Source organism: Kitasatospora sp. NPDC088351 (genome assembly GCF_040685575.1).
In the GTDB taxonomy this organism is placed as follows: domain Bacteria; phylum Actinomycetota; class Actinomycetes; order Streptomycetales; family Streptomycetaceae; genus Kitasatospora.
In genome coordinates this window covers 23,348-44,890 of sequence record NZ_JBFBIL010000051.1, presented here as the reverse complement: position 1 = coordinate 44,890, position 21,543 = coordinate 23,348, and the positions used below count along the sequence as shown (strand labels likewise).

Here is a 21,543-nt window from a genome sequence, read left to right as displayed (position 1 = left end):
CTGGGCGCCGTCAACGACGTATAGAAACCGATCCCCCCGTCACCACGGTAGTAGGCCATCAGCGCATCGGCGCGGCCGTCCCCGTTGGCATCACCGCGCACCCCCGCACTCCGGACGGTGTCCTTGACCCAGCCGGTGAGGTCATCGGTCCGGGCGCTGGAGACTCCGGTGCGGGTCTCGGTGCTGCCGAGGCAGCCGCCCTGCCAGGAGCGGGAGGCGACGGCGACGAGTTCGGCCTTGCCGTTGGTCTCACGGACGGTGGGAGCGCCGGTGTCGCCCTTGCAGACGGCGGCGCCGTTCACGCCGGTGGTGTCGACCGAGGTGGTCTTGACGGCGTCGAGGGTGAACTGGCCGGAGTGCAGCTTGAGCGGTGCCCATTCGGTCGTGGTGCGGCCGTAGCCGGGTACGCGCAGGGTCTCGCCGGTGGCCGGGGCGGTGGTGGCCAGCGGCAGCGGGGCTATGCCGTCGACGGGCGTGGCCAGGCGGGCCAGGACGAGGTCGCGGTCCTGACGCGGTACCAGCTCGACGATCTCCGAGACCGCCCCGGCCCCGGTGTTGGTGAGGTCGGTGCGGCCGATGGTGGCGGTGGTCTTCCACTTCGGGGCACCGGCGGCGAGGGCGGCGGGCTGCGCGGGGTCGTCGGCGAAGCAGCTCGCCGCGGTGATCACCCAGAGTCGGTCGACCAGCGCACCGGTGCAGGCCCGGGTGTTGTCGCCGATGTCGAGGCGAGCGGTGTAGGCGTACGTGCCGTTGGCGGCGGGGGCGCCGGTGACGGCGCCCGCCTGGACGGCGGAGAAGGTGGTCAGGGCGCCGGCGGCGACGGCCGCGGCCAGCACGCCCCGCCAGGTACGGAGAGAGGTCCTGCGTAGCATGGGTCACTTTCTGAACGCAGAGTTGGACAGGAATGGGTGGCTGTTCGTCAGCCGGTGACGCCGAGTCCGACGACGGCGGTCGGGACCGGCCGGCACCTGGGCATGGGCAAGAACATGGGTCCCCCTTCCGACGGCCCACCCCGTGAAACGATCATGCCAGGGCGATCGGACACTTGTGCGGTAACCGACAACTGATTCATCCTCGGTTCACCTCGGGGGAGGCGGTCCGTCGCCCGTCCCGTATCGCCCACAGACGAACGGAAGCCCGGAAGACGAAGCTCGGCAGAACGGGACCCGGTAAATCGTTCGTGCCGGACGGCGCGCCACCGTAACGTGACCCGGTCAGTGATCGCGGCCGCCGCCGGGGCGCGCCACGGCCGCACGCGGAAGAACGGGACGAGAGCCATGCAGCAGTACCACGGTTGGGCCGACGCGGGCTTCGGGGCGGTCGCCGACACCTTCGCCCGGAACTTCGACGACTTCCCCGAACTCGGCTCCGCCGTGACGGTGTTCGCCGACGGGCGCAAGGTCGTGGAGCTGTGGGGCGGCATCGCGGACGAACGCACCGGCCGCCCCTGGGCGCAGGACACCGTCGTCCCGGTCTTCTCCTGCGCCAAGGGCCTGGTCGCCGTCTGCGCCCACCTCCTCGCGCAGCAGGGCCGCCTCGACCTGGACGCGCCGGTGAGCCGCTACTGGCCCGAGTTCGCGCGGCACGGCAAGGAGGCCGTCACCTGTCGCATGGTGCTCGGCCACCGGGCGGGCATCCCGGCCCTGGACGCCGTCCTCTCGTTCGACGAGATCGCGGCCTGGACGCCGGTCGTGCGCGCCATCGAGGAGCAGCGGCCGATCTGGGAGCCCGGCACCGCGCACGAGTACCACGGCCATGTCCTCGGCTTCCTGATCGGCGAGGTCGTCCGCCGGATCACCGGGCTCACCCCTGGCGCGTACTTCCGCGAGGCCGTCGGCGACCCGCTCGGCCTGTCCGCCTGGATCGGTCTGCCCGACAGCGAACTCGGCCGCGTGGCACGGCTGGTGGAGGCCGAGGGGCGGCGCCCGATGCCCGGCCCCGAGCATCTGCTCACCCGCATCGTGACGATGAACGGCGCGCTGGTCTTCCCCGGGCTGGACGAGCCGCACGGCTGGAACGACCCGGCCCTGCACGCCGTCGAGCTGCCGGGCGCGGGCGCCGTCGCCTCCGCGACCGGTCTGGCCGGCCTGTACGCGGCCGCCGTGACCGGCATCGACGGCGGCGAGCGGCTGCTCTCGCCGGACACGGTGACCGACGCCGTCCGCGAACTCTCCTCCGGGCAGGGCTTCCTGGGCTTCGACCTCGGCGCCCGCTGGGGCTCGGGCGTACTGCTCGACTCACCGGCGTTCCGCCCGCTGTTCGGCGCCCGCAGCTTCGGCAACGACGGCGCGGGCGGCCAGTTCGCCTTCGGTGACGACGAGTTCGGGGCCGGTTTCGCGTACGTCGCCAACCGTATGATCGGCCACGGCGACGCCCGCGCCAACCGCCTGATCACGGCCGTCCGCGAGTCCCTGGACGGCTGACACCTGGGGCCGTCACGGCGGCGGCGCGCTCACCCCGCGGCCGAACCGCGCCGCAGGGAGACGGAGGCGGGCACGGGCAACCCGACGGGCCCCGGAAGCTCGCCGGGCCCCAGGAGATCAGCGGGCCCCAGGAGTTCAGCAGGCCCGACGGGCCCGGCCGGCCCGGCCGGCACAACCAGCTCGGCCAGGACCGCCAGCACCTTCGCCCGCAGACGCGGGTTCCCGGTGGTCCGGTCGATCAGGCCCAGCGCCTCCCGGAGGTACTCCGCGGCCCGGTCCGACCGGCCGAGCCGGCGGTGGTGGTGGTCCCCCAGGTTGGCCAGCGTGATGCTCTCCAACACCTGGTCCCCGGTGGAACGGTGGCGAGCGAGCGCCCGGTTGAGGTGGACGTCCGCCGCCTCCGGATGACCGGCGAGCAGGCCCACCACGCCGAGGTTGGCCTCGCAGACGCCCATCGCCCACTCGTCCCGGCTCTGCGAGGGCTGCTCCCGCAGAATCGCGATCGCCTCACGGTAGTAGGCGGCGGCGGGCCGGTACTGCCCGGTGCCGAGGCTCTGGTTGCCCAGGTTCCCGATCACATGGGCCTCCCCCGTGCGTGGGCAAGGGCGAAACCGGCTCGGCCTGACCTCCACCACCCCCTGGGCCGCGCCTTCGCCGGCGCGGCCCCGCTCGCCGCGGTGCTGGCCGGGACGTACGCGGCGGGCCGGCTCTGGGGCGCCTTCCGGCTCGCGACCGACCCCGATTCCGCAGCCAGCTCCATCTACCCCGCCGAGTTTGACGGCCCCCTCGTCGCGGCGGCCGCGACGCTCGTTCCGCCAGTACTGACGGCGGGCGCGGTCCTGGCCAACCGCTGGTCCGCGGCGAGGATCCTCGCCCTGGTCACCATGGTGGTGGTGCCACTGGTCCGCGTCCTCGCCCTCCCCGGCCTGCTCGGCATGCCGGCCGACATCGCGCTCTCCTTCAGCCTGGACCTGCCCGACCTCTGGCTGCTCGTCCTCAACGCCCTCCTGCTCCTGATCGCACCGCCGGGCCGCACGCACCCGCGCTCCGCGGTGCCCTGGGCGCTCACCGTCGCCATCATCACCGGGGGCATCGCCATCACCCTCACGGGCGGCTTCGCCACATTCCCACTCGTCACCCCGGTCGTCACCGGCGCCGCCGTCGCCTGTACGGCCCGCACCACGGGCCGCGCCGCACTGGCCTCGGTCCTTCTGGCCGCGCCACCGTTCCTCAGGTCCCTCCTCATCGGCAGCGGCATCTCGACCCCGTACCTGCAACTGCTGACCGTCCAGTTCGCCTTCGGCTACGTGATCGCCCTTGGCGCGGTACGGCTCACCGGCCGGCTCGCCAGGCGGCGCTCCGGGCTGCTCTCCCGACGGAGCGACCTCTCAGGCCCCTGACCGACACCGGCGCCGCGGTCCGAGGGCGTGCGCAGTGCCGTCCCGACCGGGCCTGCCCCGGGCCTGGTCAGCCGGGGGCCGGACCGGCCGCCGACCGGGCGGCGCGGGCCTCCAGGTAGCGGCGCTCCGTCAGGCTGGTGGTACCGCGGGCGGCACGCTGGTAGTACTCCCGGGCCGCCGGGTGGTCGCCGGCCCGCTCCAGCAGGTGTGCGCGGACGGCGTGCAGCCGGTGGTGGTCGGTGATCCGGTCGTCCGCGGCCAGTTCGTCCAGCAGGGCCAGGCCGGCCCGCGGTCCGTCGGTCATGGCGACCGCCACCGCCCGGTTCAGGCTGGCCATCGGGTTCGGCGAGATCCGCTCCAGGATCTTGTACAGCGTGTTGATCTGGCGCCAGTCGGTCTCGTCGGTGCTGGGCGCCTCGTCGTGCAGCGCGGCGATGGCGGCCTGCAACTGGTAGGGGCCGAGTGCCGGGCGGCTCATCGCGTCGGTGACCAGCGCGACGCCCTCGGTGATGCGACCGCGGTCCCAGCGTGAGCGGTCCTGCTCGTCGAGCGGGACCAGCTCGCCGTCCGGGCCGGTGCGGGCGTCCCGGCGGGCGTCGGTGAGCAGCATCAGGGCCAGCAGACCGGTCACCGCGCCGTCGTCGGGGAGCAGCCGGTGCAGCAGGCGGGTCAGCCGGATCGCCTCGGCGGCCAGGTCGTCGCGGCGCAGCCGGTCGCCGGAGCTGGCGGTGTAGCCCTCGTTGAATATCACGTACAGCACGTGCAGCACGGCGCGCAGCCGCTCCGCCCGGTCCTGCCCGACCGGCATGGTGAACTCGCTGCCGGCGGCCTTGATCCGCTGCTTGGCCCGGCTGATCCGGGCCGCCATGGTCGGCTCCGGCACGAAGTAGGCGCGGGCGATCTCCGCGGTGGTCAGGCCGCCGACCGCGCGCAGCGTCAGCGCTACCTGCGAGGCCGGGCTCAGCGCCGGGTGGCAGCAGAGGAACAGCAGGGTGAGCGTGTCGTCCCGGTCGGCCGGGGTCGGCTCGCCGGGGCCGGGCGAGGTCGGATCCGGTTCGCGGGCGGCCACCTCGTCCTCGCGTCGGCGCCGGGCCCGTTCGCTGCGGATCTGGTCGACCAGGCGGCGGCCGGCGACCGTGGTCAGCCAGCCGCGCGGGTTGTCCGGGATGCCCTCGGCCGGCCAGCGGGTCGCCGCGGCGAGCATCGCCTCCTGCACGACGTCCTCGCTCAGGTCGAACTGCCCGTACCGGCGCACCAGCGCGCCGAGGGCCTGCGGCGCGAGCGCGCGCAGCAGGCCCTCGACGGTGGCGCGGTCGGCACTCACGCGGACGGGCCGCCGGAGAAGATCACCTGGCGGACCTCGATGCCCAGGCCGTTGACCCGGGCGTCCGGGATCAGCGCGGCCAGTTCCAGCGCGCGGTCCCGGCTCGCGACGTCGACCAGGTAGTAGCCGCCCAGGAACTCCTTGGCCTCCAGGTAGGGGCCGTCGGTGACGACCGGCACCCCGTCGCGGACGCGGACCACCGAGCTCTGGGACGGGTCGGCCAGCGCCTCGGTGCTGACCAGTTCGCCGGACTCGCTGGTCGTCTTCATGAACTCACCGTGGCCGGCCATGATCTCCTGACGCTCCGCCTCGGTCAGTTCCTCCATGATGGCCGGGTTGATGTGCATGATCAGCAGGAACTTCATGTCCAACTCCTCACCGTCGCGGCGCCCGGTCGGGCCCCGTCATCAGGTGGTCGTAGCGGGCCGGCCGTCCTTGACATGCCGACGCGGGGTTCAGCGGATCAGCCGGAACCAGCGGATCGGGTGATTCCGCCGGCGCGGATCAGGATCCGTCGAGCGGCTCCGACCCTACCGTGACGATCCCTTCCGAGGAGGTTGCCCCCATGAGCACGACGAGCACGACGACGGCCGCTACGGCGCCGCCACCGGCCGGGGACGGCGCCGGGCGGCGGGCCTGGCTCGGCCGGGCCGCACGTGGCCGGCATCGCCGGCGCGGTCGCCTTCGCGGGCCTGGCGGTGTGCTTCCTGCGGGTGCACCGCAGGTCCCGGCGGGGCTGACCGGCGCGCCCGGTCGCCCAGCACAGAGCGTGGTGGCGCGCACCCCGGTGTGAGCGCCGGCACGCGCCACCACCCTCATGCCCCCCATATGCGCCTCACCCCAAGACGTGCGGCAGCGCCGGCACCCAACGCGACGGGCCGTCTGACGGAGGAACTGTCAGTTCCGGTGGACCACTGACGTGGATGTCGGTCTTCGACGCCGCACCCCGGGGGCCGCGTCCCCGGTCACGAGGTGCGGGTGAGATCGCCGGACCCGCCGCGGACCTCCAGGTGCAGTGTCCCATTGGGCTTGATCGCATACACCCGTGGCGTCGAATCCGGAGTGCACCCGAGGCCCCCGGTCAGCGCCGAGACCTTGAGCACGACCTGATTGGCGCTCGCTGACTCCAGATAGTCGGTGCCGCTGCAGGTTCTGCCATCGGGCCAAATACTGGTGGCGTTGGCGACGACCTGGTCCACCTCTCCCTGCCGCAGGGTGATCCGATAGGTGACCGAACCGTACAGGCCCGGCTCGGTCAGGACGCCGCTCCATGAGCCGAGATATGCCTGCGGAATCGCACCCGTGGGGGACGGCGCGGCGGTCAACGGGGCGGCGCTCTGCTGAGCGGGCGCGCCCGACCGGGCCGGGTTCTGCGGCTGCCCGGTCGAGACGGACCCGCCGCCCGCCTGCGACTGCTGCTCGGCGGCCGACGACTGGCCGCGTGTTGACGATTCGTCACTTCTCGACAGCCACCAGGTGACGCCGACCGCGACCACGGCGACCAGCACCGATGCCCCGAGCACAGCGGGCAAGCGGCGTCGCACCGGCGGCTGCGGCTGCGGCTGCGGGAAGAACGGCGGTGCTCCATACGGAGGCATGCCCGTCTGAGCACCCGGCGGGGCCGAAGGCGGGAACTGCGGGGCCGGGGCCGCCGGAGCGCCGAACGCTCCGGCCGGCGGACCAGGGGGCACGTGCCCGCCCGGTCCCCCGCTCGCGCCCCCTTCCACGATCGTCGCGCGCCACGCCTGGCCGGCACCCGGAGGCGCGGGCACGTGGTCGAGGTCCAGCAGCTCCACCGCCCGCCGGCCTACCGCCGCCGACAGCGTCCCTGGCAGCCAGGCCCCTTCGCTCAGCCGCGCCGTGCCGACCCCGGACCCGTCGAGCCGCTCGGCGAGCTCCACCGGCGCCAACCGCCGCGCCGGGTCCTTGGCCAGGCAGGCCATCACGATGGCGCGCAACCCCGGATCGAGGCCCCCCAACTCCGGGTCCTCGTGCGCCACCTTGTAGAGCATCGACGCGACACTGAGGCCCTCTCCGAACGGCGCCACGCCGGTCGCCGCGTACACCAGCACGGCGCCCAGCGAGAAGACGTCGGACGGCGGTCCGACAACGGCCCCCTGAGCCTGTTCCGGCGACATGTACCCCGGCGAGCCGATCACGAAGCCGGACCGGGTGAGCGCGGTGGCGGCCTCCAGAGCCCGCGCGATGCCGAAGTCGATCAGCCGCGGGCCGTCCAGGGTGAGCAGCACGTTGGACGGCTTGACGTCCCGGTGCACCAGGCCGAGCGCGTGCACCGCCGCCAGCGCCCCGGCCAGCCCGACCCCCAGCGCGCGTACCGAGTCGGCCGGCAGCGGTCCGAACTCCCGCACGGCCGCGCCGAGGGCCGGACCCGCGACGTACCCGGTGGCGACCCACGGGTGGCGGCTCTCGGTATCCGCATCCAGCACCGGCGCGGTCCAGCGGCCACCGACCAGCCGGGCCGCCCGGACCTCCTGCCGGAATCGGGCACGGAACTCGGTGTCCTCGGCCAGCTCGCTGCGGACCACCTTGACGGCGACCGTCCGGCCCCCCGCCGTACGGCCCAGGTACACCCGGCCCATGCCGCCCGCGCCGAGCCGCCGCAGCACCCGGTACTCACCGACCTGCCGCGGGTCGTCCGGCTCCAATGGCTCCATGCCCTGCTCCCCTCCCAGCCCCTCCGGCCCTCCACCCCAACCGACTGGCACGACCGTACACCCGCCCCGACCAGGTCCATATACCGCAATGCCCCTACTGTCAAAGCACTGTGACGCTCCACCAGAAGTGATCACGGCGGCCGTCGCGCGCGCCGCCCCAGGGCCTGTCTGGAGTCGTGATATCGGCGCCGATGGGCCGGTCGGCTACGTCGGGATCGGCCTGGGCACCGCGATCGGGCTGCCGCTGGTGGCGGTCGAGCCCAGGATCACGGCCGCGGTCTTCGGCATGATGTGGCCCGATGCCCTGGTCGAGACGGCGAAGCAGATCACCGTCCCGATCGAGTTCGCCATGCAGTGGGACAACGAGCGCATCCTGCCCGAGGCCGGCCTCGCGCTGTTCGACGCCTTCGCCTCGAAGGAGAGGACGTTGCACGCCAACGCGGGCCAGCACATCGACATGCCCAGGTTCGAGGCCGACAGCGCGGTCCGGTTCCTCGCCCGGCATCTTGGCCGGACGGTCACCTCGCCGGCCCGAGGTGAGCGGCAGCGGCGTCCGCTCTGCCGACCGGGCGCCGCGACCGCGGCCCGGGTCGAGGCTGCGCATCCAGACGATGGATCCGCGTAGCTGGAGCCCCGCCGTGTAGCTCGCGGGCGTCTTGTCGTAGCTCGTGGCCAGGCCCCGCCATGCCCGGATCTTGTTGATGCAGTGCTCCGCCGTGTGCGGAGTGTGGATGACGGACCAACGTGAGAGTGCGCCGCCCAGCACGCCGTCAGCGATGTTCAGCGCGGCCATCGAGCCCACGTCGAACCGCAGGCCCGGATAGGCCTGTTGAGCCGACTTGATCATCACAGCAGAGGCATCGACACCGAACGCCGCCAGCCCCGGCTCATCCAGATGGGCGGTGATGTGGCCAGGCCCACACCCGGGTGTCGGAGCGCGCCCCCACGCCTGCGAGGCCACGCCGACGTCCCGCTTACGACAGGTCCTTGCGCATCAGCGCGCACATGGTCTCGTACCGGTGGATCGAACCGTCCGGCGCTTCCTCGTCCCATGCGTCGGGCTGCCGGTCGTAGGCCACGTATCCGAGCCGCTCGTACAGTGCGCGGGCCCGCGGGTTGCTCTCCTCGACACCGAGTTCGGCCCGCAGGATCCCGCGTGCCCGGATGCGGTCCTCCGCGGCCCGGACGAGCAGCGTGCCGAGACCGCACGACTGCAACGCCGGAAGCACCGCGAGCTGCCACAGTGTGCCCGCTCCGGGCCTTGCCCGGTAGTCGACGCCGCCGATCGCCACGGGAAGACCGGCCGCCGTACAGACGGCCAGGTAGTCCACCTCGCCGGCCGCCGTGCGCTCCAACTCCTTGGCCACACAGCGCAGATGAGTAGCCGAGCCGGACCATGCGCACATCGGCAGATCTGCGGGCGTCAGATCACGCACGCGGACCGGTACAACGACCTCGGTCCCGCCAGTAGGCAAGAGGTTCATGCTCTCATCTCAGCAGGGCAGGAAGAGGCATGCCAGGGAATTTCGCGGACTGCACCGTCCGCCGCTCCTGGGCAGGAGACGAATCGGATCCGGCGCCACGATCGCATCCCGCTCTGCGGTGGACAAGTGCAGGGAAACCGTGGGGAGTTAAGGATGCCGTTGTAGCGGTGAAACAGGACCTCCGGTCAGCTCCGTATCTCCTGCCGGCAGGAGGTGATGAACCGCAGCAGGTGTTCATTGACCAGATCAGGACGCTCCGGGTTGAATCCGTGGCCGGCCCGTTGCACGATCTCGGCCCGGACTCCCGGGATCACCCGGTGCCCCTCTGGTTGAGGGCCAACCAGCCACCGTAGGAGAGACCGACCAGGTGGATCCGTTCCAGCCCGAGACACGTGCTCCCTCACGTGGCCGGGCGGTCCAGCCGGTCGATCAGGTCGGCGAAGGCCGCGCGGACGGCTTCCGGGTTCTCGATCCACGGGAAGTGGGCGGCGCCCTCGATCCGTCGGTGCAGGATGTGCGGGCGGGTGAAGGCCGGTTCGTCCTGCCACAGGCGCTGGGTGACCACACGGTCCAGGGCGCCGCTGACGATCAGGGTCGGCACCGCCTGCGGGGCCCAGCGCGCCTGATACGTGTCGTCGAAGTGCGCGTCGGCCCACGCCACGGCGGCGTGGTTGTAGTCCAGGCCCGCCAGGAGCGACCGGCCCTCGGCGAGGGCGTGCTCGCCGAAGTTCCACGGTGCGGCGGCCAGCGTCAGCGCGCGCAGGGTCCGGTCGTCCGGGTGCCCGGCGTAGTGCGCGGCGGCCGCGTCGACGGCGGGGATCGGGTGGTCCTGGGCGTACCGGGCGAACGGCGGGCGCCAACCGGCGTGCGGGGCGCTGCTGACCAGGGCCATCCACTCCCGACCGCGTCCACCGTTCCTGCCGCCGCGGCCCCATTGAGCTCCCCTTCTCCGCTGTATGCCCCGCCGGGCCGGTAGAACGACGGTGGTGGTGGGTCACTGCTCCTTGCCGACCGCGATGTCCGACGGGCCGCTGCGCCGGGTCGGCGATAACTCCCGCGCACATCCGTGGTTCGTGCATCAGACTGCCCGGATGGAAGCGGGCGTGGTGGCGGAGTTGGTCGGACAGGCGCTGATCGCGGCGCGTGGTGCCGAGGAGGCGAACGACCGGGGCGAGTACCGGACGTTGCTGTGGCGGGCGGCGGCTGACGGGTTGGGGTCGCTGCCGCTCGGCCTGGAGCTGATCGGTTCGGATGATCCGATCGAGCGTGCGACGGGCTGTGACCTGCTGGGCGACGCGAGCGATCAGAACGAAGTGGTCCGCGCCGAGACGGTGGCCGCGCTGGTCGCGCTCGCGGAGCGAGAGACCGAGGGCCACGTGTTGTGCTCCCTGGCGCGCGCGATCGAGAGGACGGACGACCAGCGTGCCGTCCCCGTCCTTGCCGCTCTCGCTGGACATCCCGGCGCCGATGTTCGCCGGCGGGTGGCGAGTTCTTTTGCGGGGGTGGCCACTGGACTGCCGGACGGGCCGGACATCCGCGCGCTCATCACGCTGACCCGCGACGAGGATCCGGAGGTTCGTAACCGGGCAACGTTCACGCTGGGCTTCCAGGTCGAAGTCGACAGCCCCGGGATCCGGGCCGCGCTCTGGGAGCGGACGACCGACGAGCATGCGGATATCCGGGAGGAAGGCATCCGTGGACTCGCCCGGCGGCATGACCGGCGCGTCGTCCCGCTGCTGGCCGAATTGCTCAACGACCCTACTGGCGCCCACGCCCTCACCTTCAGTGCGGCTCGGATCATGGGCATCCCCGAACTGCTGCCGGACCTACTGGAGTACGAGCCCGACGGCGCCGGAGTCACCGCCGCCGTCAACGCCTGCGACCCGGTGGAACGGGCCCGGTTGGATGCATCCGCCTGGGACCTGCTGTGCGCGCTTGACCGGCTCCGCCCCGCCCTGGAGGCCTCTGTGCACATGGGGCGCTTCGACTCCGGTATCCGGCTTGGCCTCGGCGCCGGCTTCGGTTCACCGGGCTACGACGTCGAGGCGCTGCTCCGGCGGGCGGGCGGCGACCTCGCGCACGCTGCCGAACTGGTCGCGGCCGACCAGCCAAGGAGCCTTGGGCAGAGCAGCTGAGCCCTGGACCGGGGACACCCGGATCATCGTCCGGCGCGAGAACGCCCCACCCGGGGCACCCGGCTCTCCCTGTTCGACCTGGAGAAGGCCGCCGCACGCGGCCACACGGGCCGGGAACGCCGGCCGTTCCTGAACACCGCTGCGAGCCCACGGGCAATCAGGACCACTACGGGCTCGACCAAGGCCCATCGGGTGTCGGACAGATCGCCGCGGTACGACCTCCTCGTACACGGTCTTCACCAGCTGATGGTCAGCCTGGTGTGCGGGCGGGTGATGCGTGTTCCGGGGCCGAGCCGGTCGTCGGGGGTGGCGGCGGGGTGAGCGGTGACGGTGGGCTGGGCGGGGCGCTTCCGGCTCCAGTGGTGCAGGAGGTCTCCGGTGAGAGCGGCCGGCTTGTCGGCGTCCGGCCCGTAGGCGGCGATGCCGAGTTCGTCGGTGTCGTCGTCAACGGCTCGGGTGGTGAGGTAGGCGAAGGCCGCGCCTTGATGGAGGGCGGCGCCCGACCAGCGCACGGCGGGGTCGGCCGGGAGGAGTGCGCGTGTGGCCGGGCCGACGGCCAGTTTGCCGAAGTGGAGCCCGGTGTCGGTGGTGGCGAGCCAGAGATCGAGGTGGGCAGCGGGTTCGTCGTGCCGTACGTGGATGCCGGTCCACTTCAGGTGTGCGGGGTGGGTCAGGGCCCTGGCGAGAGTCTCCTGGTCGGGGTGGTCGTCGGCGTCGACCTTGAGGATGGCGTCGTCGGCAAGGCGAACGTGGATCTCGCCCATCTCGGCGGCGCCTCGCAGCGGGACGAATCCGCACACTGCGGCGTCGGTGGCCACCATGCGGTCGTCGGCGGTGCGGATGAACGCGAGCGAGCGGGTCAGGCCGCTTCCGTGCAGGCGCAGTGGGACGACGAGGCGTCCGGTGGGGGCGAGTTGGATCCACCAGGCGGCGGGGATGTCCCAGGCTCCGGCGGTGACGATGATGCGGTCGAACGGCGCGCGGTCCGGGTCGCCGAGAACGCCGTCGCGGCACAGGACGATGACGCGGTGGTATCCGGCGGCGGCCAGGTGGGCGCGGGCGCTTTCGGTGAGGTCTTCGTCGAGTTCGATGGTGACGACGGTGCCGGTGGGGCCGGTGAGTTCGGCGAGGAGGGCGGCGTTGATACCGGTGGCCGCGCCGATCTCCAAAACGCTTTGCCCGGGGGCTGCTTGGAGCTGTTCGAGCATGGTGGCGACGATGTTGGGGCTGGAGGCTGAGGAGAGTGCGGTGCCGTCGGCGGCGCGCTTGGTGACCACCTGCTTGGGCTGGTAGGCGGTGGCGAGGTCGACCTCGGGCAGGAACAGCTCCCGTCGCACGGCGAGGAAGGCGTCGCGGACGGCCTTGGTACGGAAGGTGTGGAGGCTGTCGATCCTGGTGACGAGGGCGTCGCGCAGGGCCTGCGGGTCGGGGGCCGGGCTGGTGGCGTTCATGGATGCTGGCCTGACTGTCGGGGTGGTCGGTGTGCGGCGGGAGTCGCGGTCGGCGCCGGATCGGTGGTGGAAGACGGTGTGCTGGGCGGCGGTGGCGAGTGCGGCCTGCCGGTTGGCGGGAATGCCGAGCCGGTTGAAGGCGAAGAGCAGGTGGTCTGTGAGGACGGCCCGTATACCGCGTTCCAGGTGGCCGTGGTGGGCGAGGTCGGCGAGCGCGTGGCCGGCGGCCTCGAAGGCTGTCGGCCACGCGGGCTCGCGGGAGAGCGGGCTGCCGGGACGGTCGGCGGCGGCGGTGATGAGGGTCTGGACCGCTGCGAGGGTCGAGGCTGACGGCTGGGGGCTTCCGGCGGTGGCGCGATGCTCGGCGACCGATGCCCAGATGTCGCCCTGTTCGTAAAAGTCCTGGCCGGCCGCACGCATCAGACGGGTGGCCAGCCGTCCCCCGATCTCGGTGCGGTGGTCGCCTGTTTCGGCGGTGTGGGCGAGGTGGTCGAGGACGTGGCGACTGTCCGCGTGGAACAGGTGGTGGGCGATCTCCATGGCCGGCTGTCCGCCGAAGCGGCGGGTCTCCGGCTCGTACACCACGCCGTGGGCGAGGGAGCGCAGCCCGGGCAGGGCGGTGAGCTGGTCAAGGAGGACGGCGGCGGAGTTGTCGCGACCCGGGGCGGAGCGCAGGCGCAGCCGCCACGTTTCGCCTTTCCGGATGAACCACCAGGCGACGAGGGCGGAGGTGTCCTCGGCTTCGGTCAGGAGCGGGAGGAGGTCGGCGGCGGCGCGTTCGGCGTGCTGCCAGGTGTCGAAGTGAAGGTTGGTCTGGCGCCAGTCGGCGGACGGGGTGTGCGTGGGGCCGGGCATGTGGTCGTTCCTCTCAGCCGATCAGCAGGCAGGTGGTCCAGCCGTCGGTGCCGGCGGTGGCGATGCTGTGCAGAGTGAGGGCGACGCCGGCGCTGCCCTCGATGAGACCGGGCAGCGCATCGGGGGCGGTGTGGTGTCCGTGGTCGAGCAGGCGTTGGATCAGGTGGTCCACCTGGTGTGAGAGGTGGGGTGTGTCGGCGTCGGCGGCCGCGTGCCAGGCGGTGGCGGTCACGCCGGCCCAGCCGTGGCAGAGAGTGGGGTCGGTGAGGCGGTTCAGTTGGACGGGGTCGGCCAGGCAGGAGGCGAGGGCGTGTTCTGCGGCGCGCTGGCGGGCGGTGTCGCCGAGTGCGAGGGCGGCGAGCTGCTGGGCGCGGGCGAGGCCTGGTGTGCCGTAGCACCAGGAGGGCCTGTTCGGCCCTCCCTGGTGAGGGCGCCCGTCGTCGAGTTCGTCGAGGGTGATCCGTTCGGGCCACCAGGGTCCGGCGGGCGAGGCCTGGCGCCAGGCGTCGAGGTGCTGGCAGATGGTGTCCACGGCCTCGTGGTGACCGTCGACGGTGACACCCTCGCGCGCGGCGAGTGCCAGCAGGGCCAGGGGGCCGGTGATGCCGTGGGCCATAGCGAGGTTGGCGTGTCCGTCGGCGAAGGCCGGATCGTCGCAACGGGCGGGCACCTCGGCGGTCCACCAGCCCGGCGCTCTGGTCCCGGCTGTGTCGCGGGCGGCGATGGGGTGGGTGAGGCGTACCAGGTAGACGAGAACGCGCCGCAGGAGGCCGCTGCCAGGGTCGGCCCGCAGTAGGTAGGCGCCGAGGCCACTCAGGCCGCGCGTGAGGTCGAACTCGTACGGTGAGGGGCGCAGAGCGGCATCCATCCGCTGGTCGGCGGCGGTCAGCCGGTCGGCGGTGAGGCGGGTGACCGCCTGGTGGAGGCGGGCGGCTGCGCCCGGGTAGCGGCCGGGTGTGGCGACAGTAAGGGCGAAGGCGACGGCGGGGGCGCCGAACCACAGCCCCGCTCCGGTGCCGGCGCTCAGGTCGTCGCGGGTGGCGCGGGCCAGCCAGGCGTGCACGGGCGCGGTGTCGGCGAGTTGGGCGCTGGCCCGCAGGCCGTGCAAAACGGCGACTCCGGCAGCGCCCTTGGACAGGGACTGGTCGCGCCAGCGCGCACTGCCGGGGGCGGTGTCGGCTCCGAAATCCACGTCCGGCGGAACCGCGAGGGCGGCGGCGAGGTGTTCGGCGACGGCTGCGGCACGCTCGCGCAGCGCCGACGGGTACGACGTGTTCCCCTTCGCCACGGTCATCGGTCCCCTTCCCGGTTCGGCCGGTCGACGGGGTTGGCGGTGCTGGCCAGGGCGATGCCCCGGGCCAGCTTGTACGTCGTGCCCTCGCCGACGGGGTCGATACCGCACGCGCGGGCGTGGTGGAGGTGCAGCAGTGAGCCGAGGACGCTGTCGGGAGAAGGCCGACCGCCTCGGGCGGTGAGCTGTGCGGCGTAGCGGGCCGCTGTGTCGGCGCGGTCCGCCCAGGCGGCGGCCAGTTCCCGGCCGCCTGCCAGTGACCGGAAGGCGGTGTGGTCCTGGTCGAGGATCAGTGCGTGGCGGCGCATGGCGCGGTCCTGTGCCGAGGCCCCGGCAGTGTGTTCGGGGTGCCGGAGCAGCCAGTGCATTCCCGCTGGTCGGCCCCCGGCGACAGCGGCGGCCAGGGCAGCCAGGCTCACGGCGGTCAGCGCTTGCGGTGGGATGTTCCGGTTCGCGGCGAGGAAGGAGAGCTGGGCGAGGACGGCAGTCGAGTCGGCGCTGAACAGCCGCTCTGCGGCGGCCATCGCCGGCCCGGTCCCGTAGCGTCCGGTCTCAGGCTGGTAGGTGTCCAGGGTGACCTCGTCGGCCAGGCCGACGTGCCGCAGCTCCCGGGCCCAGGCGGCCACCTGACCGCAGGCGTGCCGGTGGTCGGGCTCGTGCAGGCGCAGTCTCAGGTGGGGAACGGGGGTGCGGTACCGGACGAACCACCAGAGCGGGGGCGTCGGCCATTGGTTCAGCAGGTCCGGCAGGCGGTGGGTGAGGATTTCGTCGACCGTCTGCGGGGGTCCGTAGAGCCTGGCGGACACCACGCCGTCGCCGTCGTGCGGGTTGGCGACCGGCGGAGGGCGGGTGCTGCTCAGGAACGCCGGAGCAGGGCGCGGCGGGGCGGTGGCCGCCAGCGGGATGACGATCTCGTGGGCCCGGCCCTCGCACCAGCCGAGCTCGGCCGTGGCAGGCGCTTCCGAGATTCTGAGCGGGGCGGCTGTGGGCGTGGCATGGCGTCGCAGGACGGCCACGTCCATCGGGTTGTCCAGGTCCAGCCGCAGAAGCCGGTCACCGTTGCCGAGCGCCACCCGGGCGGGCACCGCTCGGGTGGCGCGCAGCCGCCGTACGGCTTCCTCCCACTGGTCGGTGGGGGCATCGGGTCCAGGGAGGTCAGCGGGGTCGACAAGCCACTGGGCCGGGGCGAGGATGCTGCGGCCGTGGCGTACACGCGGCAGCCGGGGCAGGCAGCCGGCGATGCCCCAGTCGAACACGGCGACCGCCGGGTGGGCGGCGCGCGGGATCTCGAACAGCAGCCGCGCCAGCGGCGGCATGGTGTGCCGGGCCGCGGCGAGCGGCAGCATCGGTTCCACGACCCGGCCTCGCGAACGGGAGATCACGTACAAGCGCTGCGCGTCCGCCGCGACGGCCAGATCCGCAAGCGGCAGAGTTCCGCGCGTGTCGGCGCGGTGCTCACCCACGGGGATCACCCACGGCAGGACGGCTGGAACGCGCAGCACGTTCTCAGTACGAACATGCCTCGGGGGAAAGGACAGTTGTGCGGCGATGGCGCCGTGCACGCTGGTCGGCTGGTCGGAGTGGAGGGCAGCGTGTCGGCGGCCGCCGTTCTCCAGCAGGTCGAGGAACCGTCCGGTGGTCGCGCCTCGGCGCCCGAGCCCCCGCACGGTCAGGGTGAACTCGCCTCGGTCGATCGCGCCCAGGTCCACAGCACACAGGTCGGCCAGGGCATCGACCGCTGTCACCGGCCGGTGTGGTGTTTCGGTCAGGGGGGCGATCCGGTCGAGGACGGCGTCGTCGAGGGCGATCTCCTCGTGGCCCTCCAACGCGGCCTGCTGGGCAAGGGCGAGCAGGGCCTTGTCCCGCCGCGTCACCCCAACGCCGGCCTGCGGATCGGTGAAGTGGAGCGGGTGGCCGAGCCCCCGGGTCGGGTCGGTGAGCACTGCGAGCGGCACCAGGACGCCGGAACCGTAGCGGGCCAGGAAGTCCCGGTGGTAGGCGCACCAGGACGGGCTCGCCGTGGGCTGCGGACTGAGCCGCATCAGCGCTCCGGCTGCGGCGGCGGCCTCGTCGGCGACCGCCTGTGGCAGCATCAGTGCCGCGCCGAGCCGCAGATCCACGGCCAGGGGTTGGTCAGCGCCCGGGGCCATCGCACGCATCCGCTCGGCCACCCGGAGGCGGCCGAGCTCCCCGGATCGGCCGGTGCCGTTCAGCTCGCGGTAGAGGGCATGCAAGTCCCTGCACAGCGCCGCCGCCTCAGGCACGGCGTCGGCGCCCGCCGTATCCAGTTGTCCGAGCACGTGGGCGAGGGGGTCGGTGCAGGTCCCGGGCGCCCGCAGACTGCTGATCAGCACGCCACACGCCACCAGGCCGCCCACCACCTCTCGCAGCGCGTCGCGGGCGACACCGGGAAACCGAGCCACGACCCCGTCCACCAGGGCGGCGGCAGCAACGGGTGTCCGGGCCGCCACCGTGATCGCGCGCACCACCGGGGTCAGGCGAACCGACACCTCCTCGACGGCATCGCCGCCACCGCAGACGGTACTCAGATGCGGCTGGCACGCCACCACCAGCCTCGAACCCCGCTCAATCGCACAGTCGTTGGCGACGACTGGCAGCCGCTCCAGCAAGGGCAGGCACGCTTCGAGACGGGCGATCACCTCGGCAAGCCACACTGCGTCCGGGCGGGCCCGAAGTCGGTGGTCCCCGCTCCACCGAAAGCGGGCGCCCTCACCGAACCGGAGGGTTCCGACCCCGGCGAACGCACCGAACGGGGTGGCCCGGCCCTGAGCACGGAGCAGGTAACGGGCCAGGGACATCGTCGTACGGCGCAGCCGGATACCGGAGTCACCCCCTCCGACGAGAAGCTGCTCGATCCGGCCGGCCAGGGACGGACTGGCCAGGGCGACGGCCTGCGCCAGGGGCCGGATCGTCCAGACCCGCGCGATCCACCTCCGCTGCTCGGCCGCGTCCGCGCTCTCACCCGGCCAGGCAGGCAGATCACCGGCAGCGCCAATCACACTCGCCCGCCACAACGCTGTCCCCAACGGCTGATAGTGCGAACCGTGTTCACCTGCTGCCATGTCCTTACCTTTCGGTCGGGAACGGGTGGTCGCCCGGGGTACCTGGGCGGGAGTTTCTCGGCCCGCCCAGGCACCTAGTCAGGACAGGGTCAGCAGTCGCTGCCGCGGACGGTGTCGCACCCGTCGTCGGTGCTCGACAGCAGAGCTGCCGCCACCGGGCCTGCGGTGACGATGGTGACGTCCAGGTCCAGGTCGACGGTGTTGGTCTCCGACAGGGGCTGGGTCCGTGCGGTGCTGGTCGTGTTCATCCTGCAGTTCCTCCTTCGCAACCAAGGGAGTGCTTCGGACGGTGGTGCGTGCGGCTGCCGGGCAGCGCCCTGCCGGCGCTGCCACAGCCGCTCCCCGGCCACCCGGCCGGGAGCTGATGGATCCGCCCGTACCTGCGCTGGGCTACTGCCGTGCCCGACGACTCGGTGCAGTTGTCGGGCACGGCAGCTGTCGTCTTCACACGTCAGCCGTCTCCCCGCATGCGCGCGGTTCAAGAGCTGGGCCCGGCTGTAGACCCCGCCCTGTGGCCCGCCGACCGGTACTTCGGGCCCGGTGGGAGCGTAGTGACGATTACCGTGGGCCTGCACTGGAATCCGGAAAGTGACGCCAGGTCCGCGATCGCAACCGGCCCCCGGCGTACCGGACAGCCCATGTCCGGGCGTGTCAGTGCGCCCCAGCGTGAGCCCCGGCGCGCACTGACACGCTCACGCCCCCAACCCGCGCCTCACGCCAAGACGCGCGGCAGGGTCACCCCCACCCATTCCTCGGGCTGCGACAGATGCGGAGCGTGACCGGCGCCCGTGTACAGGTGCCGTTCCGCCTTCGGCAGAGTGAGGTCGATCATGTCCAGCACCTCGCCGTACATCGGCGCGCTGTCGTCGCTCTGCGTCAGCAGCGCGGGTTCCGTGTACCGGGCGAGCGCGTTCAGGTCCAGGTCCAGCGCGTCGGGGTCGCGCAGTTCGTCCAGGTACGTCGGCGCGTTCCGGATGTACGTGTGCCGGATCGGCGCGGGCAGCTGCTCCCACGCCCCCGGGCCGAACGCGAGCGACTCCACGAACAGCTCGGCGGCCGCGGCCGACTCCGCCTGCTCCAGCAGCTCCCGCACGGCGTTGATCCGGTCCGCGAAGGCCGTGCCGATGGGCCGCAGAGTAGGGTCGGCGAGCAGCATCGACGTCCCCGGCGGCTCGTGCACGGCCAGGCCCCGCAGGAGGTCGGGACGGGCGGCGGCGAGCCGCAGCACGACCAGCGAGCCGTACGAGTCGCCGCAGACGAAGGCGGGCGCGAGGCCGAGCCCCTGGATCAGGCCGGCCAGGTCCGCCGCGTCCTCGTACACCGAACCCTGGGTGAGCAGGTCCTCGCTGCGGCTGTGCCCGCGCCGGTCGTAGGCGACCACGGTGGTCCGCTCGGCGAGTCCGGGCATGACACGCGCCCAGCTGTCGGCGTCGCTCCAGGAGCCGTGGACCAGCACCACCCCGGGCCCGGAACCCCGGGCCTCGTAGTGCAGCGCCACCCCGTTCACCCTGATCTCGGCCATCACGGGCCTCCCGATCTCGTCGTGCTCCGGTCCTCCCCACCCACCAGCGTGGCACACCCGGACGGGCCCGGGTGCGCCACGCTGAGGACCACGCCGGATGGGGTCAGATCAGCGGGCCGAACACCCCTCGCTCCCAGTGACCGAGCCAGGAGGCGGTGGCCGAGGGCTGGTCCTGGCCCTCCGTGGACTCGTCGTACGGCAGCACGGCGGTGGGCGCGAACCAGCCCTCGCCCGGGTCGATCCGCAGCCGCAGGACGCGCAGCGGGCGGCGGAGGGTGACGAAGAACCGCAGGTCGTTAGTGCGCGGGTGGTGGGTCTCGTACCGGTCGTGGAGGGTGCGGCAGATGGACTTGATGTCGGTGTCGGCGAGGAGCAGGTGGCGGCTGCCGGGTCCGAGGTTGACGCAGAGGCGTCGGCGGGCCGTCTCCCGGGCGGCGTACGGCAGGTTCTGGTGGTTGTCGACGTGCAGGCCGGGGCGCAGGCCGGTGTCGGCGCTGAGGTGGGTGGTGGGCTCGCCCGGCGGGTCGTCGGTCTCACCGAGGGTGACGGGGACGGGGTCACCGAGGGTGCCGACGAGCGCGGTGAGGGCGTCCCGGCCGGTGACGGTCTCGGGGAGCCGGAACAGTTCGATGAGACCGCTGTCCCGGCTGAAGATGCTGGGCGCGAACCGCTCGGGGTAGCCGTCGGGGAGGGGTTCCCAGTGGCCGTCGGGCAGGACGGCGCAGGTCTCGTAACCGGGTTCGATGGCGAGTCTGCGGATACCCGCGATCTCACAGCGGGCGTGCAGGGCGGCGGGGTCGCGGAAGGCGATGGCGGCGGGGTGCATGGGGGTGTTTCTCCGGACGAGTCGAGGGGGTCAGCGGTCGGAGCTGCGGTACAGAGGCTGGGGGTGGGGGTGGGGTTGGGGCTGGGGCCGGTACCGGTACTGGCGCCGGTGCCGGCGGTCGAGGAAGGTGTCCGACCAGCTGACGCCGCGCATCAGGGCGGCGGCGAGGGTCGTCCACCAGACGACGTGGGCGGTCGCGGGCTCGCCGGGGTCGACGAGGGCGGAGGCGACGCAGGCGAGCCCGAGGCTGAGGGCGAACACGACGGCGAGGGCGGCGAGTTCGGCGGCGCTGGGGCGGCCGGCGGTCGGACAGTCGGCGGTCGGACAGTCGGCGGTCGGGTGGCCGATGGTCCGACGGGCGGTGGGGGTGACCGGATGACCTTCGCGCGCGGCGTGATCACGTCCGGTGGTACTGCGGCGGTGCTTGGGACGGCGCCGGTGCTTGGGGCGGCAGTCCGTGGTCATGGCGTTCAACTCCTGAGTGGCGCCGGGCGGTTCTCCCCCTCGGCGAGCAGAACGCGCACCCACACGCGCTTGCCCGCACCGCGCCGTATGACCACTCCGAAGTCGAACGCCAGCTGTCGGACCAGCTCGATCCCGCGCCCGCCCTCGCCGAACCGGCGAGGACGGCGCTCCTGGAGCGGCAGGTCGCAGCGCGGGTCCCAGACCTCCAGGCGGCAGTCGCCGCCGAACTCCTGGAGGTAGAGCCGGACTTCGCCCTGCCCCTGGCAGGCGTGGACGATCGCGTTGGTCACGAGCTCGGAGACGATCAGGACGAGATCGTCGACACGCTCGCCCTGCCACCCCCAGTCGGTGAGTCGCTGGTGGACCTGGTGGCGGGCGGTCCGGACCGAGCGGTCGTGCTCGGTGAGGATCGCCTCCCAGGTCTGGAGGACAGGTCTGCTCAAAGTGGACATGGTTCGCCCCTTCGCCTCGGTTGCGGGCGGAAATTGGCAGCACGCACGACGCGACGACGCCCCGTCAGGAGCGTGTCCGTGCGGTCACGCTGAGTGTGACGGATGCAGAATCGAACTTTCAACCCGAACACAGAAACAAATCCGTTGATCTTGAACT

At 72.7% G+C, this 21,543-nt stretch carries 18 protein-coding genes and 2 pseudogenes; 4 read left to right on the top strand and 16 right to left on the bottom strand.

Annotated elements, in window-relative coordinates; translation table 11 throughout:
* The coding region (locus AB0P06_RS28395; RefSeq protein WP_363612206.1) for a S1 family peptidase at positions 1-872 on the bottom strand (872 nt) is incomplete at its 3' end.
* Positions 873-1,277: 405 nt separating this feature from the next.
* Here AB0P06_RS28395 and AB0P06_RS28390 point away from each other — a divergent pair.
* Positions 1,278-2,423 carry a serine hydrolase domain-containing protein gene (locus AB0P06_RS28390; RefSeq protein WP_363612204.1) on the top strand — a complete coding sequence of 382 codons (1,146 nt, stop codon included), beginning with the start codon at positions 1,278-1,280 and terminating at the stop codon, positions 2,421-2,423.
* Positions 2,424-2,452: 29 nt separating this feature from the next.
* On the opposite strand, the gene AB0P06_RS28385 is transcribed toward AB0P06_RS28390, so the two are convergent.
* The gene (locus tag AB0P06_RS28385; protein WP_363612202.1) at positions 2,453-3,001 is read right to left on the bottom strand and encodes a tetratricopeptide repeat protein; all 549 of its coding nucleotides are present in this window, start codon (positions 2,999-3,001) and stop codon (positions 2,453-2,455) included.
* Between AB0P06_RS28385 and AB0P06_RS28380 the strand changes: the two genes are divergently transcribed.
* Complete coding sequence (locus AB0P06_RS28380) at positions 3,002-3,823, top strand: hypothetical protein (RefSeq protein WP_363612200.1); 822 nt, start codon at positions 3,002-3,004, stop codon at positions 3,821-3,823.
* Between the two features lie 67 nt (positions 3,824-3,890).
* On the opposite strand, the gene AB0P06_RS28375 is transcribed toward AB0P06_RS28380, so the two are convergent.
* The 3 genes from AB0P06_RS28375 to AB0P06_RS28365 all read right to left on the bottom strand — a co-directional run bounded on the left by AB0P06_RS28375 (position 3,891) and on the right by AB0P06_RS28365 (position 7,822).
* A complete protein-coding gene (locus AB0P06_RS28375) occupies positions 3,891-5,147 on the bottom strand; it encodes a sigma-70 family RNA polymerase sigma factor (RefSeq protein WP_363612198.1) in 1,257 nt (418 codons plus the stop codon).
* Positions 5,144-5,512 (bottom strand): YciI family protein, encoded by a 369-nt coding sequence (locus AB0P06_RS28370; protein WP_363612196.1) that lies wholly within the window; start codon positions 5,510-5,512, stop codon positions 5,144-5,146. Before AB0P06_RS28370 ends, AB0P06_RS28375 begins: the two co-directional genes overlap by 4 nt.
* 600 nt (positions 5,513-6,112) lie before the next feature.
* Positions 6,113-7,822: a serine/threonine-protein kinase gene (locus tag AB0P06_RS28365; protein ID WP_363612194.1), complete on the bottom strand. Its 1,710-nt coding sequence runs from the start codon at positions 7,820-7,822 to the stop codon at positions 6,113-6,115.
* 178 nt (positions 7,823-8,000) lie between these two features.
* Between AB0P06_RS28365 and AB0P06_RS28360 the strand changes: the two are divergent.
* Positions 8,001-8,348, top strand: a pseudogene (locus AB0P06_RS28360) (alpha/beta hydrolase); the annotation flags it as partial.
* Between the two features lie 75 nt (positions 8,349-8,423).
* On the opposite strand, the pseudogene AB0P06_RS28355 reads toward AB0P06_RS28360, so the two are convergent.
* The 3 genes and pseudogenes from AB0P06_RS28355 to AB0P06_RS28345 all read right to left on the bottom strand — a co-directional run.
* A pseudogene (locus tag AB0P06_RS28355) lies at positions 8,424-8,783 on the bottom strand (methyltransferase domain-containing protein); the annotation flags it as partial.
* A gap of 13 nt (positions 8,784-8,796) precedes the next feature.
* Positions 8,797-9,306 carry a GNAT family N-acetyltransferase gene (locus AB0P06_RS28350; protein ID WP_363612192.1) on the bottom strand — a complete coding sequence of 170 codons (510 nt, stop codon included), beginning with the start codon at positions 9,304-9,306 and terminating at the stop codon, positions 8,797-8,799.
* 400 nt (positions 9,307-9,706) lie between these two features.
* Positions 9,707-10,198, bottom strand: a complete 492-nt coding sequence (locus AB0P06_RS28345) for an alpha/beta hydrolase (RefSeq protein ID WP_363612190.1) — start codon at positions 10,196-10,198, stop codon at positions 9,707-9,709.
* Positions 10,199-10,397: 199 nt separating this feature from the next.
* Between AB0P06_RS28345 and AB0P06_RS28340 the strand changes: the two genes are divergently transcribed.
* Positions 10,398-11,441: a HEAT repeat domain-containing protein gene (locus AB0P06_RS28340; protein ID WP_363612188.1), complete on the top strand. Its 1,044-nt coding sequence runs from the start codon at positions 10,398-10,400 to the stop codon at positions 11,439-11,441.
* A 236-nt stretch (positions 11,442-11,677) separates the two neighbouring features.
* Here AB0P06_RS28340 and fxlM read toward each other — a convergent pair whose 3' ends face one another.
* From fxlM to AB0P06_RS28300, 8 genes are all read right to left on the bottom strand, one after another.
* Positions 11,678-13,747, bottom strand: coding sequence for a methyltransferase, FxLD system (gene fxlM, locus AB0P06_RS28335; protein ID WP_363612186.1), 2,070 nt, complete (start codon positions 13,745-13,747; stop codon positions 11,678-11,680).
* A gap of 13 nt (positions 13,748-13,760) precedes the next feature.
* Positions 13,761-15,041 (bottom strand): lanthionine synthetase C family protein, encoded by a 1,281-nt coding sequence (locus tag AB0P06_RS28330; protein WP_363612184.1) that lies wholly within the window; start codon positions 15,039-15,041, stop codon positions 13,761-13,763.
* The gene (locus AB0P06_RS28325) at positions 15,038-18,058 is read right to left on the bottom strand and encodes a lantibiotic dehydratase (protein ID WP_363612182.1); all 3,021 of its coding nucleotides are present in this window, start codon (positions 18,056-18,058) and stop codon (positions 15,038-15,040) included. The genes AB0P06_RS28330 and AB0P06_RS28325 overlap by 4 nt, the downstream gene beginning before the upstream one ends.
* A gap of 152 nt (positions 18,059-18,210) precedes the next feature.
* Positions 18,211-18,369, bottom strand: coding sequence for an FxLD family lanthipeptide (locus AB0P06_RS28320; RefSeq protein ID WP_363612180.1), 159 nt, complete (start codon positions 18,367-18,369; stop codon positions 18,211-18,213).
* Between the two features lie 464 nt (positions 18,370-18,833).
* Positions 18,834-19,643: an alpha/beta hydrolase gene (locus AB0P06_RS28315; protein ID WP_363612178.1), complete on the bottom strand. Its 810-nt coding sequence runs from the start codon at positions 19,641-19,643 to the stop codon at positions 18,834-18,836.
* A gap of 103 nt (positions 19,644-19,746) precedes the next feature.
* The gene (locus AB0P06_RS28310; protein ID WP_363612176.1) at positions 19,747-20,469 is read right to left on the bottom strand and encodes a hypothetical protein; all 723 of its coding nucleotides are present in this window, start codon (positions 20,467-20,469) and stop codon (positions 19,747-19,749) included.
* Between the two features lie 30 nt (positions 20,470-20,499).
* Positions 20,500-20,934, bottom strand: a complete 435-nt coding sequence (locus tag AB0P06_RS28305; protein ID WP_363612174.1) for a hypothetical protein — start codon at positions 20,932-20,934, stop codon at positions 20,500-20,502.
* A 5-nt stretch (positions 20,935-20,939) separates the two neighbouring features.
* The gene (locus tag AB0P06_RS28300; RefSeq protein ID WP_363612172.1) at positions 20,940-21,386 is read right to left on the bottom strand and encodes an ATP-binding protein; all 447 of its coding nucleotides are present in this window, start codon (positions 21,384-21,386) and stop codon (positions 20,940-20,942) included.
* Between the last annotated feature and the right edge of the window lie 157 nt (positions 21,387-21,543).

What these genes read in the sequence shown, in the direction of transcription:
- AB0P06_RS28390 (WP_363612204.1), top strand. Translation starts at nt 1,278, where the DNA reads ATGCAGCAGTACCACGGTTGGGCCGACGCGGGCTTCGGGGCGGTCGCC.
- AB0P06_RS28380 (WP_363612200.1), top strand. Translation starts at nt 3,002, where the DNA reads ATGGGCCTCCCCCGTGCGTGGGCAAGGGCGAAACCGGCTCGGCCTGAC.
- AB0P06_RS28370 (WP_363612196.1), bottom strand. Translation starts at nt 5,512, where the DNA reads ATGAAGTTCCTGCTGATCATGCACATCAACCCGGCCATCATGGAGGAA.
- AB0P06_RS28365 (WP_363612194.1), bottom strand. Translation starts at nt 7,822, where the DNA reads ATGGAGCCATTGGAGCCGGACGACCCGCGGCAGGTCGGTGAGTACCGG.
- AB0P06_RS28350 (WP_363612192.1), bottom strand. Translation starts at nt 9,306, where the DNA reads ATGAACCTCTTGCCTACTGGCGGGACCGAGGTCGTTGTACCGGTCCGC.
- AB0P06_RS28345 (WP_363612190.1), bottom strand. Translation starts at nt 10,198, where the DNA reads ATGGCCCTGGTCAGCAGCGCCCCGCACGCCGGTTGGCGCCCGCCGTTC.
- AB0P06_RS28340 (WP_363612188.1), top strand. Translation starts at nt 10,398, where the DNA reads ATGGAAGCGGGCGTGGTGGCGGAGTTGGTCGGACAGGCGCTGATCGCG.
- fxlM (WP_363612186.1), bottom strand. Translation starts at nt 13,747, where the DNA reads ATGCCCGGCCCCACGCACACCCCGTCCGCCGACTGGCGCCAGACCAAC.
- AB0P06_RS28330 (WP_363612184.1), bottom strand. Translation starts at nt 15,041, where the DNA reads ATGACCGTGGCGAAGGGGAACACGTCGTACCCGTCGGCGCTGCGCGAG.
- AB0P06_RS28320 (WP_363612180.1), bottom strand. Translation starts at nt 18,369, where the DNA reads ATGAACACGACCAGCACCGCACGGACCCAGCCCCTGTCGGAGACCAAC.
- AB0P06_RS28315 (WP_363612178.1), bottom strand. Translation starts at nt 19,643, where the DNA reads ATGGCCGAGATCAGGGTGAACGGGGTGGCGCTGCACTACGAGGCCCGG.
- AB0P06_RS28310 (WP_363612176.1), bottom strand. Translation starts at nt 20,469, where the DNA reads ATGCACCCCGCCGCCATCGCCTTCCGCGACCCCGCCGCCCTGCACGCC.
- AB0P06_RS28305 (WP_363612174.1), bottom strand. Translation starts at nt 20,934, where the DNA reads ATGACCACGGACTGCCGCCCCAAGCACCGGCGCCGTCCCAAGCACCGC.
- AB0P06_RS28300 (WP_363612172.1), bottom strand. Translation starts at nt 21,386, where the DNA reads ATGTCCACTTTGAGCAGACCTGTCCTCCAGACCTGGGAGGCGATCCTC.